This is a genomic window from Aeromonas sp. 603607 (assembly GCF_049171595.1).
Taxonomy (GTDB): domain Bacteria; phylum Pseudomonadota; class Gammaproteobacteria; order Enterobacterales; family Aeromonadaceae; genus Aeromonas; species Aeromonas veronii.
On sequence record NZ_JAAKOV010000010.1, the window covers coordinates 67,454 to 85,022 of the forward strand.

Here is a 17,569-nt window from a genome sequence, read left to right on the forward strand (position 1 = left end):
GTATCCATGCAGCCCGTTCTCCTCTACCTGCACGGTTTCAACTCCTCGCCCGGTTCAGCCAAGGCGCAGCAGATGGCTGCCTGGGTGGCAGAACACAGATCCGATATCGAGGTGGTGATCCCGGCCCAGCCCAACACCCCGGCGGCGGCCTGGGCGGCCATCGAGCAGACCATCGCTGATCTGCAGAGCCGTTATGGCAACGAATTCAAGCTTGGCGCCGTGGGCAGCTCCCTCGGCGGCTTTATGGCGACCCGGGTCAGCGAGCAGTACGGCTGCCGCGCGGCACTGATCAATCCGGCGGTGCGCCCCCACGAGCTCCTTTGTGACTACCTCGGCCCCCAGACCAATCCCTATACGGGGGAGCAGTATCAGCTGCTGCCTGAACATATGGACGAGCTGCGAGCGCTGGCAGTGCCTGTGACCGCCCCCGAGCGACTCTGGGTGCTGCAACAGCAGGAGGACGAGGTGCTTGACTACCGCAAGGCGCTGGACGAGTACCGCTTTGCCCGTCTCTCGCTGGAGTGCGGCGGCGACCACGCCTTTGTGGCGTTCGAGCGCTACCCCGCCCAGATTATCCGTTTCCTCGGGCTTTAATCATGCAACCGCCGTTGGCCGCCTTTCTGGAACAGGTACTGGCCACGGCGCAAGCGGGCCTCACCTACTCCAAAGATCCCTTCGATATCGGCCGTTTCGAGGCGCTGCGAGCGGCCACCGTGGCCCTTATCGCCAACCAGAGCGAGCTGGCGCCGGAAGCCATTAGCGACTGGATTGCCCTCGACAGCGGTTATCCCACCCCCAAGCTCGATGTGCGGGCCTTCATTCAGAACGATGCGGGCCATATCCTGCTGGTACAGGAGCGCAGCGACGACTGCTGGACTCTGCCCGGTGGCTGGTGCGATATCGGTGACTCGCCGGCGGATGCCGTGGTGCGTGAAGTGGTGGAGGAGACCGGCCTTGAGTGCCGTGCGGTGCAACTGCTGGCGCTGTTCGACAAGCTAAAACATCCTCATCCGCCCCAGCTGCCTCACGCCCACAAGGCTTTCTTTCTGTGCGAGGTGACCGGCGGCCAGCTGCTGGGCGAAACCGATGAAACCAAAGGGGCGGAGTACTTCCCCATCGACAACTTGCCCCCGCTCTCCTGCCATCGGGTGGTGGCCTCCCAGTTGCGCACCCTCCATGAGCACTTGCTGCAGGGGCGGCGCGATACCCTGTTTGATTGACATCAGAGGACGTGAACCCGTTCGAGCTGGGGAGGTGCCGACGCGCGATGACGTGCACCATCCAGCGGATCGACAGGCCTGAACAAAAGGGGCTCATATGTTCCTGTTGCACCCTGCGGGGCAGTGTTAATCTTTAGCGGCCTGTTTACTTTGCCTCGCCCGGGGCAGGGGATGGCCGAACTCTTCTGAACTTCACTGCCAACAGGGAGCATGTTTGTGACAACTCCTTCTGCGCTGCCGGATCTGGTACTGGGCGCCTCTCTCTACTTTCCGCCGCTGTTCAAGGCGGTGCTGCTCGGCCTGCTCTGCTGGCTGCCGGTGCACCATCTGCTGCGCGACTGGCTCTATGGCGGGGATGTCTGGCACCCCTTGCTAATGGATCTCTCCCTCTTTATCCTCGCCGTCAGCGGCGCTCTATGGATGCTGTTACATGGCTAAATCACCTCTCGCGACCCTCAAATACTTCTCTACCCTGCTGGTCTGCGCGCTGGCGCTGGCGGCGGGCTGGTGGCTGTGGAACTACTACATGCAGGGGCCCTGGACCCGGGATGGCAAGGTGCGCGCCGAGCTGGTCAGCATTACCCCCGAGGTGTCGGGCAAGATCATCAAGATAGCGGTGAAGGACAACCAGCTGGTGAAGGCGGGGGAGGAGATCTTTACGCTCGACCCCGAGCCCTACCGGATCGCCCTCGATAATGCCCGGGCGGCGCTGGCCAAGGCGAAATCGGATCTCGACAAGGCAGAGCATGAGGCGAACCGCCGCAGCGGCCTGTCGCGCAGCGTCATCTCCGCCGAGACGATGGATGAGGCGCGTCTCAATGCCCAGGCGATGCAGGCGGCCTATCAGGTGGCACAGGCCAATCTGGAGAAGGCGGAGTGGTCGCTGGCCAAGACCCGGGTGCATGCCGCGAGCGATGGCTACATCACCAACCTGCAGACCCGGGTCGGCAACTACGCCAGCGCCGGTGTGCCGCTGGTGGCGCTGGTGGATACTCACTCCTTCTATGTGCAGGGTTACTTTGAAGAGACCAAGCTTGGCCACATAGCGCCGGGCAAACCGGCCGAAGTGGTGCTCTACAGCGGTGAACAGCGGTTGCGCGGCGAGGTGGAGAGCATAGGACGCGCCATCCACGATCAGAGCGTCGATGGCGGCAACGGCCTGCTGATCGACGTCAAACCGAACGTGCCCTGGGTGCGGCTGGCCCAGCGGGTACCGGTGCGGATCAAGCTGCTGGATGTGCCGGCGGACGTGACGCTGATCGCCGGTACCACCTGCACCATCACCATTGGCGAGTAGGGTGAGCGAGTCGTTCTGGCTGCGCACCCCCTGGGGGAAGGCGACAGGGGGGCAGTGGCGTTATGCCCTGCGCAACGCGCTGGCCATGTGCCTGTCGCTCTGGCTGGCCTTCGTGCTGCAGCTCGACTCCCCCTACTGGGCGATGAGCTCGGCCGCGGTGGTGAGTTTTCCCACCGTGGGCGGGGTGATCAGCAAGAGTCTGGGGCGGGTGGTTGGCAGCCTGATGGGGGCGATGGCGGCGGTGGTGATCACCGGTCTTGGCATCAGCGATCCCTGGCTGTTCAGCTTCCTTATCGCCCTCTGGCTGGGCTTGTGCACCTACATCTCCAACCACTATCAGAACAACGTCTCCTACGCCTTTGCCCTCGGCGGTTACACCGCCGCCATCATCGCCTTCTCCTGCGTCAACGTGGCGGATCCCCACCATATCTTCGATATTGCCCAGGCGCGAGTGAGCGAGGTGATCATCGGTATCCTCTGCGGCGGTCTGATGATGATGATCCTGCCCAGCACCTCGGACAGCGAAACCCTGCTGGAATCCCTGCGCAAGAGCCAAGCCCGCCTGCTGGAGCATGCCCAGTTGCTCTGGCTGGGGGAGATGACGCCCGAGGTGCGCAGCTCCCACGAAGGGCTGATCGGCCAGATCCTCACCATGAACGTGCTGCGCATTCAGGCGGTCTGGAGCCATCACCGGCTGCGGCGCCAGAACCGGCTGCTCAACTTCCTGCTCCATCGCCTGCGGCTCATCAGCCTTATCTCCAGCCAGCGCCGCATGCTGCACAACTGGCCGGAACAACCGGAAGGCATTCAGGCGCTGCTCGCCACTCTGCTGACCGAGCTTGGCAAGCCTGGGTGCGACAAGTATCGGGTTGCGAGGTTGCTGGCTCCCCTGATGCCGACCAGCGAGCATGATTATCGGCTGCGCACCTTTTTGCTGCGGCTGCGCCACTTCTGCTGGATCTATCTGGAGTGCCAGCGCTGGCTCGACCGGTTGACCCGCTACGACGATCAGGAGTGGCCGGCGCCGCCCCGTCACACCTCTCTCACCAGCCATACCGACACGCTGGAGGCTGCCTATAACGGCGGGCGTACCTTCCTCTGCGTGCTGCTCGGTTGCACCTTCTGGATCAACAGTCAGTGGGATGCGGGCAGCTCGGCGCTCACCATGCTCTCCATCTGCTGCGTGCTCTACTCGGCGACCCCGGCCCCGGCTCAGGGGGCCAACACCATGCTCAGGGCGATCCTGCTGCTCAGTCTCATCTGCTTTGCGGTCAAGTTTGGCCTGATGATTCGCATCGACGACTTCTGGCTCTTCTGCCTCTTGCTCTTTCCGGCGCTGCTCACCATGCAGCTCTGCAAACAGCAGCAGGTGCGGCAGGCGGGCCTCTGGGGCCAGATGATCGTGCTGCTCGGCTCGTTTCTCGCTATCACCAATCCGCCCAGCTACGACTATCAGCAGTTCATCAACAGCAGCCTCGCCCAGATGCTGGGGGTGATGAGCGCCGCGCTGGCGTTTCAGCTGCTGCGACCCAGCTCGGATCGGCGCAAGAGCCGCCGGATTATCCGCTCCCTGCGCCGCCACTTCATGGATCAGCTGGAGCCGGCCCCGCGCCAGAGCGAGAGCCAGTTCGAGTCGCTGATCTACCACTGCATCAGCCAGCTCGGCCAGAGTCAGGATCAGACCGCCCGCCTCTGGGTGCTGCGTTGGGGCGTGGTGCTGCTCAACTGCAGCCATATCGTCTGGCAGCTGCGCCAGTGGCGCGGTGACGAGCACCCCCTCTATCTGGTGCGTGACAACTGTATCCGCAGCCTGAAGGGGATCCTCACCGAGCAGGGGGTGCAGCACACCTCCCTCGACCGCACGCTGGCCGAGCTGCAGCGGATCAGTCAGGGGCTGGCCAACCATGGCGATGGCACGGCGCGAGAGCTGGCAGGCATGGTGTGGCGGCTGCAAAGTTCGCTCTCCCAGCTGCAACAGGCGCTGCCGGGCCCCGCCGAAGTGAGCTGAAACAGCCTTGGGAGGGGCACAATCCCCTCCGGATCACCCTTTCCCGCAGCCAAGTTTGTCCAATACCCTCCCAACGAGTAAGATTCTCCCCAAACGTCAATTCGCAAGGCCCTCCATGTCTACTCAATACAATGCGGATGCCATTGAGGTCCTCAATGGCCTTGAGCCGGTGCGTCGCCGCCCCGGCATGTATACCGACACCACCCGGCCCAATCACCTCGGCCAGGAGGTCATCGACAACAGCGTCGATGAAGCGCTGGCAGGTCACGCCCGCAATCTGGAGGTGATCCTGCATGAAGACCAGTCCCTCGAAGTGATCGACGACGGCCGCGGCATGCCGGTCGATATCCACCCGGAAGAGGGTGTCAGCGGGGTGGAGCTGATCCTCTGCAAGCTGCACGCGGGCGGCAAATTCTCCAACAAGAACTACCAGTTCTCCGGTGGTCTGCACGGGGTGGGTATTTCGGTCGTAAACGCCCTCTCCGATCGGGTCGAGGTGACGGTGCGTCGCGACGGTCAGGTCTACGACATCGCCTTCGAGCGTGGCGAGAAGGTGCAGGAGCTGACCATCACCGGTACCTGCGGCCGCCGCAACACCGGCACCCGGGTGCGCTTCTGGCCGCAGGCGAGCTACTTCGATTCGCCCAAATTCTCGGTCACCAAGCTGGAACACCTGCTCAAAGCCAAGGCCGTGCTCTGCCCTGGCCTCACCATCAAGTTCCTCGACAAGAACACTGGCATCAAGCTGGAGTGGTGCTACGAAGATGGTCTCAAGGATTACCTGATCGACGCGGTCAAGCAGTACACCTGCCTGCCGGAGCAGCCCTTTATCGGCTCGTTCAGCTCCGAACAGTCGGCGGTGGACTGGGCCCTCTGCTGGTTGCCGGAAGGGGGCGAATGCCTCGCCGAATCCTATGTGAACCTCATTCCCACTGCGCAGGGAGGTACTCACGTCAACGGTCTGCGTCAGGGCCTGCTCGACGCCATGCGCGAGTTCTGCGAGTTCCGCAACCTGCTGCCGCGCGGGGTCAAGCTGACCCCGGAAGATATCTGGGATCGCTGCGCCTACATTCTCTCCATCAAGATGCAGGATCCGCAGTTCGCCGGTCAGACCAAGGAGCGCCTCTCCTCCCGTCAGAGCTCTGCTTTCGTCTCCGGCGTGGTGAAGGATGCCTTCAGCCTCTACCTGAACAGCAATACCGAGCTGGCGGAGCAGATCGCCGAGATCTGTATCTCCAACGCCCAGCGCCGGATGCGCGCCGCCAAGACGGTGGTGCGCAAGAAGATCACCCAGGGTCCGGCGCTGCCCGGCAAGTTGACCGACTGTAACTGCGCCGACCCCATGCAGGGGGAGCTGTTCCTGGTGGAGGGTGACTCCGCGGGCGGTAGTGCCAAGCAGGCGCGGGATCGCGAGTTTCAGGCCATCATGCCGCTGCGCGGCAAGATCCTGAACACCTGGGAGGTGGAGGCCGGTCAGGTGCTCGCCTCGCAGGAGGTGCACGATATTTCCGTGGCCATCGGGCTCGACCCCGACTCCAACGACCTCAGTGGCCTGCGCTACGGCAAGGTGTGCATCCTCGCGGATGCGGACTCGGACGGTCTGCACATCGCCACCCTGCTCTGCGCCCTGTTCGTGAAGCACTTCCGTGCGCTGGTGGAGAAGGGCCACGTCTATGTCGCCATGCCGCCGCTTTACCGGATCGATATCGGTAAAGAGGTCTACTACGCCCTCGATGAGGACGAGAAGAACGGCGTGCTGCAGCGGGTCGAGGCCGAGAAGAAGAAGGGCAAGGTGATGGTGACCCGATTCAAGGGTCTGGGTGAGATGAACCCGAAACAGCTGCGGGAAACCACCATGGATCCCAACACCCGCCGTCTGGTGCAGCTCACCATGGATCCGGCAGGGGAGAGTGAAGGGGATGCGGCTGACGAGACCCTGCAGCTGATGGACATGCTGCTGGCCAAGAAACGGGCGAGCGATCGCCGCGAATGGCTCGAAGAGAAGGGCAACCTCGCCATCATCTAAGCCGGTCAAGTGCGTGACCTGAATGGCAGGAAGAGCCGTTAACTCTCGCGAGTGCGGCCATATACAAGGAGACAGGATGATAGCCAATACTCCCGAGCCCCCTTACTACGCAGTGATTTTTACCTCTCTGCGAACTGGCGAGGATGCAGGTTACGGCGCGATGGCCGAACGGATGGTCGAGTTGGCTCAGCGACAGAGCGGCTTTCTTGGTATGGAGTCAGCGCGTGACGGAGTGGGTATCACGGTCTCCTACTGGCGCGATCTCGAGTCCATTCGCAATTGGAAGGCGGAGCTGGAGCACAAAGAGGCCCAGCGGCTCGGACGTGAGAAGTGGTATAGCGCCTTCAAGACACGCATTGCACGGGTAGAGCGCGATTACGGCCTGTAAGGTGCTCGCCCCTCGATTTTTTGCGGCCAAGGCCGCGACCCAAATAATGAAGAGAACTATCACATGAGTGATGCTATCGAGCTCAGTCTGGACGGGGTAGAGCGCCAGCCAATGCGCACCTTTACCGAACAGGCTTACTTGAACTACTCCATGTACGTCATCATGGATCGGGCCTTGCCGCATATCGGCGACGGCCTCAAACCGGTGCAGCGGCGCATCATCTACGCCATGAGCGAGCTGGGGCTGTCTGCGCTCTCCAAGCACAAGAAGTCTGCCCGTACCGTGGGTGACGTGCTGGGTAAGTACCACCCTCACGGCGACAGCGCCTGTTATGAAGCCATGGTGCTGATGGCCCAGCCCTTCTCCTACCGCTACCCGCTGGTGGACGGTCAGGGTAACTGGGGTGCGCCGGACGATCCCAAATCCTTCGCCGCCATGCGTTATACCGAGGCGCGGCTGTCGCGCTTCTCCGAGCTGCTGCTCTCAGAGCTGGGGCAAGGCACGGTGGAGTGGACGCCGAACTTCGACGGCACCATGAAGGAGCCGGTGGTGCTACCAGCCCGCCTGCCGCACATCCTGCTCAACGGGGTGACCGGTATCGCGGTGGGCATGGCGACCGACATCCCGCCCCACAACGCGCGGGAAGTGGCCTACGCCTGTGCCGAGCTGCTCGACAACCCCAATGCGGGGCTGGATGCACTGATGCAGCACATTCAGGGGCCGGACTACCCGACCAACGCCGAGATCATCACCCCGCGCGACGATATCCGCAAAATCTACGAGACCGGCAAAGGCTCCATCAAGCAGCGGGCGGTCTGGAGCGAGGAGGATGGCGACATCGTCATCACAGCGCTGCCTCATCAGGCCTCCGGCGCCAAGATCATGGAGCAGATCGCCGCCCAGATGGTGGCGAAAAAGCTGCCGATGGTCACCGATCTGCGCGATGAATCGGACCACGAGAACCCGACCCGTCTGGTGATCGTACCGCGCTCCAACCGGGTGGATGTAGAGGGGCTGATGGCCCACCTGTTCGCCACCACGGATCTGGAGAAGAACTACCGGGTCAACCTCAACATCCTCGGCCTCGATAACCGGCCGCAGGTGAAGTGCCTCAAGACCATCCTCAGCGAGTGGATCCAGTTCCGCCGCGAGACCGTGCGTCGCCGCCTGCAGTTCCGCCTCGACAAGGTGCTGGCTCGCCTGCACATCCTCGAAGGCTTGCTGATCGCCTATCTCAACATCGACGAGGTGATCGAGATCATCCGCACCGAGGATGAGCCGGGCAAGGTGATGGTGGAGCGCTTCAACATTACCGAGACCCAGGCCGAAGCGATCCTCGAGCTGAAACTGCGCCATCTGGCCAAACTCGAAGAGTTCAAGCTGCGCGCCGAACAGAACGAACTGGCCGAAGAGCGCGACAAGCTGGAGCTAATCCTGGGCTCCGAGCGCCGTCTCAACACCCTGCTCAAGAAAGAGCTGCTGGCCGATGCCGAGAAGTACGGCGACGATCGCCGCACCCCGCTGGTGGAGCGTGCCACCGCCGTGGCGCTGACCGAGAAAGAGCTTATTCCCAGCGAACCGGTCACCGTCATCCTCTCCGACAAGGGGTGGGTGCGCGCCGCCAAGGGCCACGACGTGGATGTGGCGGGGCTCTCCTACAAGGCGGGGGACAGCTATCTGGCCCACGCCTGTGGCCGCAGCAACCAGCAGGCGGTGTTCCTCTCCACGTTGGGGAGAACCTACGCCCTCGAATCTCACACCTTGCCATCCGCGCGCAGTCAGGGTGAACCGCTCACCGGCCGCTTTGCGCTGGGGGCTGGGGAAGAGGTGCGTCATCTGGTGATGGGCAACGAAGGCGAGCCCTACCTGATCGCCAGCGACGCCGGTTACGGCTTTGTCTGCACCTATGACGACCTTATCGGCAAGAACAAGAACGGCAAGGCGCTGCTCACCGTGCCGGAAGGGGGGCAGGTGATGGCACCCCAGAAGATCGGCTCGCCGGAGACCGATCTCTGCATGGCCATCTCCAACGAAGGGCGCATGCTGCTGTTCCCGCTCAACACCCTGCCGGTGCTCGGCAAGGGCAAGGGCAACAAGCTCATCAGCATTCCGTCGGCTCGGGTGAAGGCGCGGGAGGAGTTTGTGGTGATGGCCGCCGTCATCCCGCAGGGCCAGTCGGTCACCTTGTTTGCCGGCAAGCGCAAGCTGACCCTCAAACCATCTGACCTTGACTACTACCGCGGCGAGCGCGGCCGCCGCGGCGCCAAATTGCCCCGCGGTTTGCAGCGAGTCGATCGCATCGAGATTGAAACCGCCGCCGGCACCGAGCCGGTAGCCGGGGAAAATCAGGAAGGGTGATTAATATAGAAGGGCGCAAAAGCGCCCTTAATATTTTTAATCTCTGATTATCGTCATTCTTTTTTCTTCATCGTTGGATAAAACCCGGCCAGTTTTGAGACAAGAATAGATATGTTCAAAGACTTTGCCTGGTACACCTTTTTTATCACCACTGCGGAAGTAACTGTGGCCTTTTGGTGGGTCATATTTCGTATTTACATCATCACAGTCAACAACATAGACATTGTTGGGGGTGAGAGACATATTTTCTGGCCCTGTGTGCCCTAGCCTTCTTGAAGCTATATTGTTTTTTAGATTTGCTATTTTACTTGAGCGTAAGGCCAAATCATCAGATGCAAAGTATATAATTACATTACGTGATGCATGGCATATGTACTGAGCCCTTTCATTGCGATGTATCGATTCGTTCTCGATATCTGCAGCAATGAGGAATGTATTTCTGAACAGAAGTGGTACGCCATTGGATAAATCATATTTATTCCATGAAAATAAAGTTTCTCTGAGCACTCTATTTCCCATTGAATGAGCAAGCACATTTATTCTCTTTAGACAGTGATCATCACTCAATTCATTACCTTTACGCCAATCGATAAATTTATTTAAAGCTCGAGATAGTGATAGAGCACTCCCATCAGCTGACTTTTGATCATCCCAATAATCTTTTACAATTCCCATGTCATTATCACATGGCCAAATTATTGGTAAAACGAGCACTTCATTTTCATTGTTAATATTACATAGTGATTGGAATTCATCTGCAGCAGAAAATACATCATTAGGTAGATTAGAATACCCGTGAATATAAATGAGAATTTGTCTGTATTTTGAGGTCTTAAGTTTTTTTAGTAAGTTATTACTTCCTATTTCATGGATGTCACCATTGGAATCATCCCTCTCACAGTAAAAAACAGAGTTACTTGGAGCGTTATTTTTCAAGTCAAAATCAAAAGCTCTTCCTTCTTTGCTCTGAATACTTCCTTTGGGAAAACGGTTGGTTATAAATAGCATATATAGTCTCCTCTATTTATTTCCTTTGGCTCTAATTAATGTCAAAATAAATACTGATATCGAAACAGATATGGCAACCACAATATGGAAAGTTTTTATCCATATGACATCAAGAGGGTTTAGTTTAGAAAAATCCATTCCTGACTGTTTTGATATCTCTACTGCATAATATGCGAATTGATGTAACTGCTCTTGCCCAAGAATAAGAGCAGAATGATTTCCAATGCAAAAAGTTAAATAAGCAATAACAATTACGGTGGTTTCAAATAAAGAATGTACTTTTTCCTTTGCTCCAATAACATACCCCACAACCGCAAGAGTGATAACACTGAAGTATCCCCATAATTTATCGACCTGAGCATATTGTTCTTGATATAACTTGATTGCATCAAATGCTATGTTTATATTTTCCATTATCCCCCCCATTTTATTATTTAGACATGCTGACTATAAGTATAGTCAGCCATCATGTAATGTATAAAGGCTAAAGTGTGAGTTACGTCATGTTTACTCAAACTTAATATGGAGTTGCTCACCTTTAAAAAATTGTTACTGAACGGGCTATAGGTTTTATTAACGAAGAGTAGTTAGATGATCGAGAAAACCAGTTGTAGCCTTCCTTTATGCATTCCAGCTGATCTCTATGTCCATAGCCACCGAGATTGCGGTGCGGACGATTACGTTTCGCTAATCGACCCTACTTCTCTCTGTTTTCTTTAACGTTCTGCTGCTTGTCGATGGTTTGCTCCTCCCTCATCCCCGACCTTTCTCCCCTTATCTATGGCGAAGAGTGGGAGAAGGGAGCAGAGATCGCAGCCATTGATAGTGACTGTGGAATGGCGTGATAGCTAAGCGTGACAGCTACGGCTACAGAGTGGCAGGTGCAGATCCCCTCTCCCCTTGGGAGAGGGTTAGGGTGAGGGGAGCCGACGATAGGGGTAAACACCATAGCAAGCGCAAGGTTGCCAACCTGAAAAGAACCATCCAACCCGCCAAAAGAGAGGGCCCCGCCATCCATGATGGCGGGGCCCTTTGCATTATCAGCCGCGTTGCTGATTTAACCGTTCGCACTGGCAGGGGCCAGTGAAATGGTTGGCCCGAACCCGATTAGACAGGAATGGCTGTCGCCGCCGGAGGCGGGGTGATTTTCGAGGCGATCAGCTGGCGCAGGCGGGGCACCAGCAGGAGCAATACCACGCCGCCCGCCATCGAGCCCCAGCCGAGCATGTTGAACACCGAGCTGTAGCCCGGGTTGGTGGCCACCGGAGAGCTGCCGATATTCTGCGGCATGGCGCTGGAGACATAGCCCGCCAGCACGGAGGCAACGCCGGTCACCATCATCCAGCAGCCCATCAGCAGGCCTTGCAGGCTGGCGGGGGCCAGCTTGCCAATCATGGCGTAGCCGATGGGGGAGATAAGCAGCTCGCCAAAACTCTGCAGCACATAGCTGATGGCGATCCACTTGAAGGCGACCAGCCCGTCGGCCCCCGCCAGATGGATGCCGAGCGGCAGCACCAGCATGCCGAGCCCCATGCAGAACAGGGAAGCGGCAAACTGGGAGGGGATGTCGATATTCCAGCCCTGCTCGCGCAGTCGCTTGAACAGCAGTGCCATCAGCGGGCCACCGATGACGATGACGAGGGTGTTGATGTTCTGGATCCACTGGGGGGCGACCCGCAGCCCGAACACGTTGAGGTTGATGTTGTGCTCGGAGAAGAGCATCAGCCCCATGGGCGCCAGCTGGTAGAGCGACCAGAAGATAAGGGAGCCGAGGGCGAGGATCAGGTAGGCCACCATGCGGCTGCGCTCGGCGGCGTCCGGGTGGCGGGCGGTCATCACGCAGAGCAGCACCAGCACCACGGCCCCCAGGATCAGCACAAAACTGCCGCTGAAGCTGGCGTGGGTCAGCAGCAGGCGCAGCGCCGGCACCAGCATGGCCAGAATGGCGATACCTGCCAGCATGCGGCGGTAGAAGCCGCTCCCTTTGACGTGGCGCAGCGGGGTGCTGATATCCGCCAGAATCGGCCAGCAGGCGAAGGTGGCAATAATGGCGATGATGTTGCCCAGCGTCGCAAACAGGAACAGGGTGCGGTAATCCTCGGTGAGCTGGAAGTAGCCCGCCACCGTGAAGCCGATAAAGAAGCCCAGATTCATCCCGGCGTAGTTCCACAGGAAGGCGCTCTCGCGGCGGTGATCATCCGGGGCGAAGCGCTGGGTCAGCATCATGTTGAGGCAGGTGACGTTGAGGCCGCTGCCGGTAAGGAACATGGCGAGCCCCCAGTAGAGGCCGGTGATCCCCATCTCGGCGATGAAGTAGCAGCCGATCACCTGCAGCACCATCCCCATCACGAACAGGTTGCGGTTGCTGAGGTAGCGCCCGCCGAGATAGCCGCCAAACAGGTGCAGGCCATAGTTGAAGGCACCGAAGACCCCCATCATGGCGTTGGCCTGGGATTCGCTGAAGCCGAGCCGCTTGGTGGCGTAGAGCACCAGGGTGGAGTAGAGCACGGCAAACCCCAGGGTCGAGAAGGTCTGGATAAAGAACAGCGCCCCGGAGCCGGGGGGAATGGTGGGGTGTTGATTCGAAGCGCTCACGGTCTGTCTCCTGTGAGAGAAGAAAATCATAACTCGTCCTGAGAGCGTACCGGTCTGCTGCCGGCTAGCCTTGTGCGCTTCCATGCTGGTCTGAAGGCCGGTCTGTCATTTAGCGGCCAAGCGGTGCAAATAGCCATACCTGAAATTTAATCCGGTGCGATTAATTGCTTTTTATTGATCTATTCCGCCTTTTTATGCGTGATTGAGTCGTGGTTTTAGCTCGACTTACCATGCGGTTGCGACACGGTTGATGTGATCTAGTCGGCTATTTGGTGCCGATTATGGCGCTGTAGCGGGATCTGCATCCCGCTTTGTTGTCCCGAAACGCAGCTGGCGCCAAGTTGTTGTATTGCAGGTTGTTTATTCATCCTCGGGTATTGAGTGAATAAATATCGGGAAGAGAAGGGGTTGCCTCAAGGTGACTTGCGTGTGTTCTCTCTTTGCTTGGGAGAGGGTGAGGGGAGGATAGAACAACGCCCGGCGGGCCGGGCGTTGTGGTGCGACTGATGGGCGGTGAAAGCGGCCTTAGAAGTCGTGGTAGAGCGGCCAGCCGAGCAGCGGGTGCTTGAGACCGGCGCGCATCTCGACGTTGTCGAGCTTCTCCGGCGAGGCGTTCTCTTTTTGCAGCAGCTGGTACTGGCGCACAAAGCCCAGGGTGTGCAGCAGGTTGGGCACAAAGCCCGGGCTCAGCTCTTGGCGCAGGGCGGCGGCCATGTCGGCGGGTAGCGCGCTCAGCATCAGGGCGAGCTGGGCGGCGAGGTAGTCGGTGTCATACCAGCTCTCGTCGAGCTCAATCTCCCGCGCCAGTTTGCGCTTGAGATCCTGCTTCACCTTGAGCGGGGCGGCGCCACTGCCCTTGCCGCAGAGGATGCGGTAGAGCAGTGCTTCGGCCAGCTTGTCCTCCATGGTGGGGTGGTCGCTTTCGCAGGCGAAGAAGTGCTGGTCGATGAGCTCCATCAGGCGGCTCTTGTTGTGCTCGGTCAGCGCCTTCTCGTACTCCTGCCACCCTTGCCACTCCTCCACATCGGGCGGGCTCGAGATCTTGTCCAGCAGGCGCGCATCCACGTCACCGTAGAGGCTGTTGCCAGCCTGCTTGGGGCTAACGGTGATGAGCATTGACCAACCCTTCTGGAACGGCTTGATGGGGCCTTCCGGCGCCTGCAGCAGCGCCAGCGCCTTGGCCGGATCCCGCGCCGAGAGCTCCTGCAGGCCGAGGCTCACCACGCCGATGACGTCGTGGGCCGCCTGCTCCAGCAGGTGCATCTTGTACTTGTTGTAGTACTTGTCGGCGAATTTGAGGCTCATCAGCACCGCCTTGCCCTTGATGGCGGCGAGCTGCTGCTGACTCAAGAGTTCGTTGTCGCGGCCAAAGCGCAGCACCTGGCTCAGAAAGGGGCCCTGGTTGGCATCGCGAATGACTAACTGCATGAATGGGCTCCTTAATCCAGAAAGCTGAACATGTCGTCGACGTCGCCGTACTCGTCTTCCTCGACCTTGTTCTTCTCTTTGGCCTGCATCACCAGCTCGGCGGCAAACTTGTTGATGATGCCGTCCCAGCTGGAGTGCTCGTTGCGCAGCAGCGCCTTGATGGCTTTCTCCACCTCGGGGGCCAGCTCGCGAATGAGCATCAAGAGGCTGCGCGGGTCATCCAGCGCGTAGTCGTGGACATCCTCGCTCTGCTGGCGCTCGCTGTAGCGCAGGGACTCTTCGAGATCTTCCTCTTCGGCGTGCAGCACGTCGCGATAGCCTTCGTCCTCTTCATAGCGATCGCCGCGATAGAACTCGATAAAGGGGATGGCAAGGTAGAAGAGACCGGCCGGGTCTTCGGCCACGCATTCGAGGATCTCGCGCTGCTTGGCTTCGCTATCCTGGGTGCGGATCAGGTAGTTGAGGAAGTCGAAGGTGTGCTGTTGCAGCTCGTCGGCGTTGTTCTTGATCGCCTCTTCCCAGTAGAGCGGCTGCTGGCAGACGATGTCGCGGATCCGCTCCGGGGTCATCAGCTCGGAGATGATGGAGGGGAAGGAGATATCGTGCTGGCCGTTAATCTGGGTCAGGGTAACGATATCAATGTTTTCAATCACTTCTGCCAGCTGGTCGTCAGACATGGTCTTGGCGATCAGCTCGAACTTCTCGCTGGCCTGCTTCGGCTCGATAACGGCCAGCTCTTTGATCTCGATGGCGGTAATTTCTATCAGACTGTTGCTCATGCCTTGCCCCAATTAGAAACGGACTTCGTCGTACATATCCTGATCGCCGTCGTCATCACCATAGCGGTCACTGCCGCCGTGGTAGTCGGCGTCGGCATCTTCCCCGTCTTCATCTTCTTCGTCGCGCAGCTCATAGTCGTCATCGCCGCGGTAGCTGCCGCGCGGCAGCGGGTTGTCGAGCAGGAACAGCACGGCGCAGGCTTCCATCAGCTGATCTTCGCTCTGGGCCCGTACCGCCTTGACCAGCGGCAGGGCGGCGTTGTTGAAGCCGACGCTCACCTTGAACTCGTCCCAGCTCGGCTGCTCGCCGCTGGTGAGCCACTTGTTCCACTGCGACTTGGCCTTGGCCGGGAACTGCACCCGGCCATAGAGGGCCAGCGGCAGATACTCGGGCATAAACTCCAGCATGCTCATGTCGGCCAGCAGCAGGCTCTTCATCTGGTCGGTGAACTGTTCCAGCCCCTTGGGGTCGTCCTGATCCCGGTAGGATTCGATGTTTTCGCTGGCATCGCTTTGCAGCGACTTGAGCCGCGCCTGGTCCCATCTCTTTTGCATAGTTGCTCTTTCTGCCTGCTGTTTCAGGGGTAGAACTGATCCCACATCTCCTGCATGGCGGAGGCGGGGTCGGTCACGATGACGTTGTTGAAATCCTTGATAAAGGCGGCCCGCTGTTTCGGATCGGACAGCACTTCATAGGCCTGCTTTACCTGGTGCAGCTTGATGGCTGCCTGCTCTTTCTCTTCTTCACTGGCCCCGTGCAGCTTGTCGGGGTGGTACTGGTTCGACAGCCGACGATAGGCTTTCTTGATGTCGTTTTCGCTGGCGTTGGACTTGACGCCCAGCACCCGAAAGTAGTTGTTCATGGCAGATCCTGCATCACTGGCATCATAGGATTCACGCTGCGAGTGCCTGATGGTGGGGATTGGCAAACCAGGCACGGCAAAAACCCGTCATTTTAACGGAAACCTCCCGCCATCGCCATGAATAGGACGCAAAGTCACCGGCAGAAAAGCGTGACTGTGCACCTTGGGATCTGCCTCTCTGTCTGGAATGACCCTGGGACTACACTACAGGAGGCGTCGGGGATTACCCTGGCGATCGTCAGTTGGCCTCGGCCCTACCGAGACCCTTACTAAGGAATGGACAGCCATGCTCAAATTTTATCTTCTGCCTATGGTGCTGCTTGGCGGTTTCGCCATCGCCGCCGATGAGAGCATCGATGAGCCCTTGATGTTCATCAAGGGTGACATTGGCAAGGCACAGTTTATGGAGAGAGCCGAGCAGCGTTTCACCCGGCAGGACAGTGACAAGGATGGCACCCTCTCGATTGCCGAGAGAGAGGCAGCCATGGCCAAGATGCACGAGGCAATGCAGCAGTCAGGCAAGGCCATGCCGGGCAAGATGGGGAACATGGGTAACATGAGGCCGATGCAGGACACGACCAGGGAACAGTTCATGGCGCATCATGAGGCTCTCTTTACCCAAATGGACAAGAACGGAGATGGTGTGCTTGACGAAGCCGAGCGTACCAGTGCCAGAGGGCGGCTCGGGCAGGGGATGATGGCGCCCGCCCAATAGAGCTGGTTTGTCACCTTTCCTTCCTGAAAAAAGAGCCCGGTAGTGATACCGGGCTCTTTGCATGGAGACGGGGTGACCTGAGGGCTCACCATTGCCGCAGTGCGAGCGCTTCCTGCCCCTGCGGGCGACCCCGACCTTAGCTCTGCCTGGCCAGCTCTGCCTTCACCAGCTGCTCCAGCTCCTCATAGGGGATGGCGCCCGACACCAGCTGGTTGCCGATCAGGGTCGCCGGTGTGCCCTGTACACCCAGCAGGGTGCCAATGCGCAGGCTGTTGCGCAGCTCCTCGGTGGCTTTACCCTCCGGTTTGAGTGCCACATTGCCGGTGGCCGCCAGCGCCTTGTTGATGTCCGCCTCGGTCAGCATCCCCTGCTTGCTCATCAGCTTGTCGTGCAGGGCGAAGAAGCGGGCGGGATCCTGTTGCCACAGGGTCAGGCTGTACTGGGCTGCCTTGGCGGAGCTCTGCCCCTTGAACGGCAGCAATTTGATCACCAGCCCCAAATCATTCGGATAGGCCTTGAGCAGCCTGGTCAGCTGGGGATCGAACTGCTTGCAGTAGGGGCAGTTGTAGTCGGTAAACAGCACCAGCGTCAGCTTGGGGTTTTTAGCACCCAGGCGCGGGCTGGTAGCGCTGTTGAACAGCACATTCTTGTTGCCCTTGATGAAGTTGCCAAGCTGGGCCTCCTGGGCTGCGGCATTCTGCTTCTCCCAGGACTCGGCCGCCTCGTCGAGGATCTTGGGGTTGGCGATGAGAGTCTCGCGGATCAGCTCCTTGATGCGTGCTTCCTGTTCAGGGGTGAAGGGGGCCGCGTGCAGGGTCGGAGCCAGCAGGGTTGCGCAGAGAGAGGCCAGCAGGGGCAGGGCGCTCAGAGTCGGTTTCATGGAT

General features: G+C 59.2%; 17 protein-coding genes. 9 read left to right on the top strand and 8 right to left on the bottom strand.

Features of this window, described 5'->3' with window-relative positions:
• The first annotated feature begins 6 nt into the window (after positions 1-6).
• The 8 genes from G5315_RS11125 (at position 7) to parC (ending at position 9,297) form a co-directional block, all read left to right on the top strand.
• Positions 7-594: a YqiA/YcfP family alpha/beta fold hydrolase gene (locus G5315_RS11125; RefSeq protein ID WP_421333050.1), complete on the top strand. Its 588-nt coding sequence runs from the start codon at positions 7-9 to the stop codon at positions 592-594.
• Between the two features lie 2 nt (positions 595-596).
• Positions 597-1,220, top strand: coding sequence for an NUDIX hydrolase (locus G5315_RS11130; protein WP_421333051.1), 624 nt, complete (start codon positions 597-599; stop codon positions 1,218-1,220).
• A gap of 210 nt (positions 1,221-1,430) precedes the next feature.
• On the top strand, positions 1,431-1,658 hold the full coding sequence (locus G5315_RS11135) for a DUF1656 domain-containing protein (protein ID WP_421252210.1): 228 nt from the start codon (positions 1,431-1,433) through the stop codon (positions 1,656-1,658).
• Positions 1,651-2,517: an HlyD family secretion protein gene (locus tag G5315_RS11140; RefSeq protein WP_005343109.1), complete on the top strand. Its 867-nt coding sequence runs from the start codon at positions 1,651-1,653 to the stop codon at positions 2,515-2,517. The genes G5315_RS11135 and G5315_RS11140 overlap by 8 nt, the downstream gene beginning before the upstream one ends.
• A 1-nt stretch (position 2,518) precedes the next feature.
• Positions 2,519-4,525, top strand: coding sequence for an FUSC family protein (locus tag G5315_RS11145; RefSeq protein WP_421333052.1), 2,007 nt, complete (start codon positions 2,519-2,521; stop codon positions 4,523-4,525).
• Positions 4,526-4,640: 115 nt separating this feature from the next.
• Positions 4,641-6,551 (top strand): DNA topoisomerase IV subunit B, encoded by a 1,911-nt coding sequence (gene parE / locus G5315_RS11150; RefSeq protein WP_421333053.1) that lies wholly within the window; start codon positions 4,641-4,643, stop codon positions 6,549-6,551.
• Between the two features lie 76 nt (positions 6,552-6,627).
• Positions 6,628-6,939, top strand: coding sequence for an antibiotic biosynthesis monooxygenase family protein (locus G5315_RS11155; protein ID WP_421333054.1), 312 nt, complete (start codon positions 6,628-6,630; stop codon positions 6,937-6,939).
• Between the two features lie 63 nt (positions 6,940-7,002).
• On the top strand, positions 7,003-9,297 hold the full coding sequence (parC, locus tag G5315_RS11160; RefSeq protein ID WP_421333055.1) for a DNA topoisomerase IV subunit A: 2,295 nt from the start codon (positions 7,003-7,005) through the stop codon (positions 9,295-9,297).
• Between the two features lie 36 nt (positions 9,298-9,333).
• Here the strand turns inward: parC and G5315_RS11165 are convergent, their stop codons facing one another.
• The 7 genes from G5315_RS11165 to G5315_RS11195 form a co-directional block, all read right to left on the bottom strand.
• Positions 9,334-10,305 (bottom strand): alpha/beta hydrolase, encoded by a 972-nt coding sequence (locus tag G5315_RS11165; RefSeq protein WP_216952106.1) that lies wholly within the window; start codon positions 10,303-10,305, stop codon positions 9,334-9,336.
• Positions 10,306-10,317: 12 nt separating this feature from the next.
• Positions 10,318-10,719, bottom strand: a complete 402-nt coding sequence (locus tag G5315_RS11170) for a hypothetical protein (protein WP_216952105.1) — start codon at positions 10,717-10,719, stop codon at positions 10,318-10,320.
• A 693-nt stretch (positions 10,720-11,412) separates the two neighbouring features.
• Entirely contained in the window at positions 11,413-12,900 is a 1,488-nt protein-coding gene (locus G5315_RS11175; protein ID WP_254204222.1) for a peptide MFS transporter, read from the bottom strand.
• A gap of 525 nt (positions 12,901-13,425) precedes the next feature.
• Positions 13,426-14,328 (bottom strand): cold adaptation protein AtcC, encoded by a 903-nt coding sequence (gene atcC, locus G5315_RS11180; RefSeq protein ID WP_194495044.1) that lies wholly within the window; start codon positions 14,326-14,328, stop codon positions 13,426-13,428.
• A gap of 11 nt (positions 14,329-14,339) precedes the next feature.
• Positions 14,340-15,107, bottom strand: coding sequence for a cold adaptation protein AtcB (atcB, locus tag G5315_RS11185; RefSeq protein WP_005343119.1), 768 nt, complete (start codon positions 15,105-15,107; stop codon positions 14,340-14,342).
• Positions 15,108-15,119: 12 nt separating this feature from the next.
• Positions 15,120-15,662, bottom strand: coding sequence for a cold adaptation protein AtcA (atcA, locus tag G5315_RS11190; protein WP_115521263.1), 543 nt, complete (start codon positions 15,660-15,662; stop codon positions 15,120-15,122).
• 23 nt (positions 15,663-15,685) lie between these two features.
• A complete protein-coding gene (locus G5315_RS11195) occupies positions 15,686-15,970 on the bottom strand; it encodes a DnaJ domain-containing protein (protein WP_005343121.1) in 285 nt (94 codons plus the stop codon).
• A 286-nt stretch (positions 15,971-16,256) separates the two neighbouring features.
• Between G5315_RS11195 and G5315_RS11200 the strand changes: the two genes are divergently transcribed.
• The gene (locus tag G5315_RS11200) at positions 16,257-16,685 is read left to right on the top strand and encodes an EF-hand domain-containing protein (protein ID WP_421333056.1); all 429 of its coding nucleotides are present in this window, start codon (positions 16,257-16,259) and stop codon (positions 16,683-16,685) included.
• A gap of 136 nt (positions 16,686-16,821) precedes the next feature.
• Here the strand turns inward: G5315_RS11200 and G5315_RS11205 are convergent, their stop codons facing one another.
• A complete protein-coding gene (locus G5315_RS11205) occupies positions 16,822-17,565 on the bottom strand; it encodes a DsbA family protein (RefSeq protein WP_421263373.1) in 744 nt (247 codons plus the stop codon).
• Between the last annotated feature and the right edge of the window lie 4 nt (positions 17,566-17,569).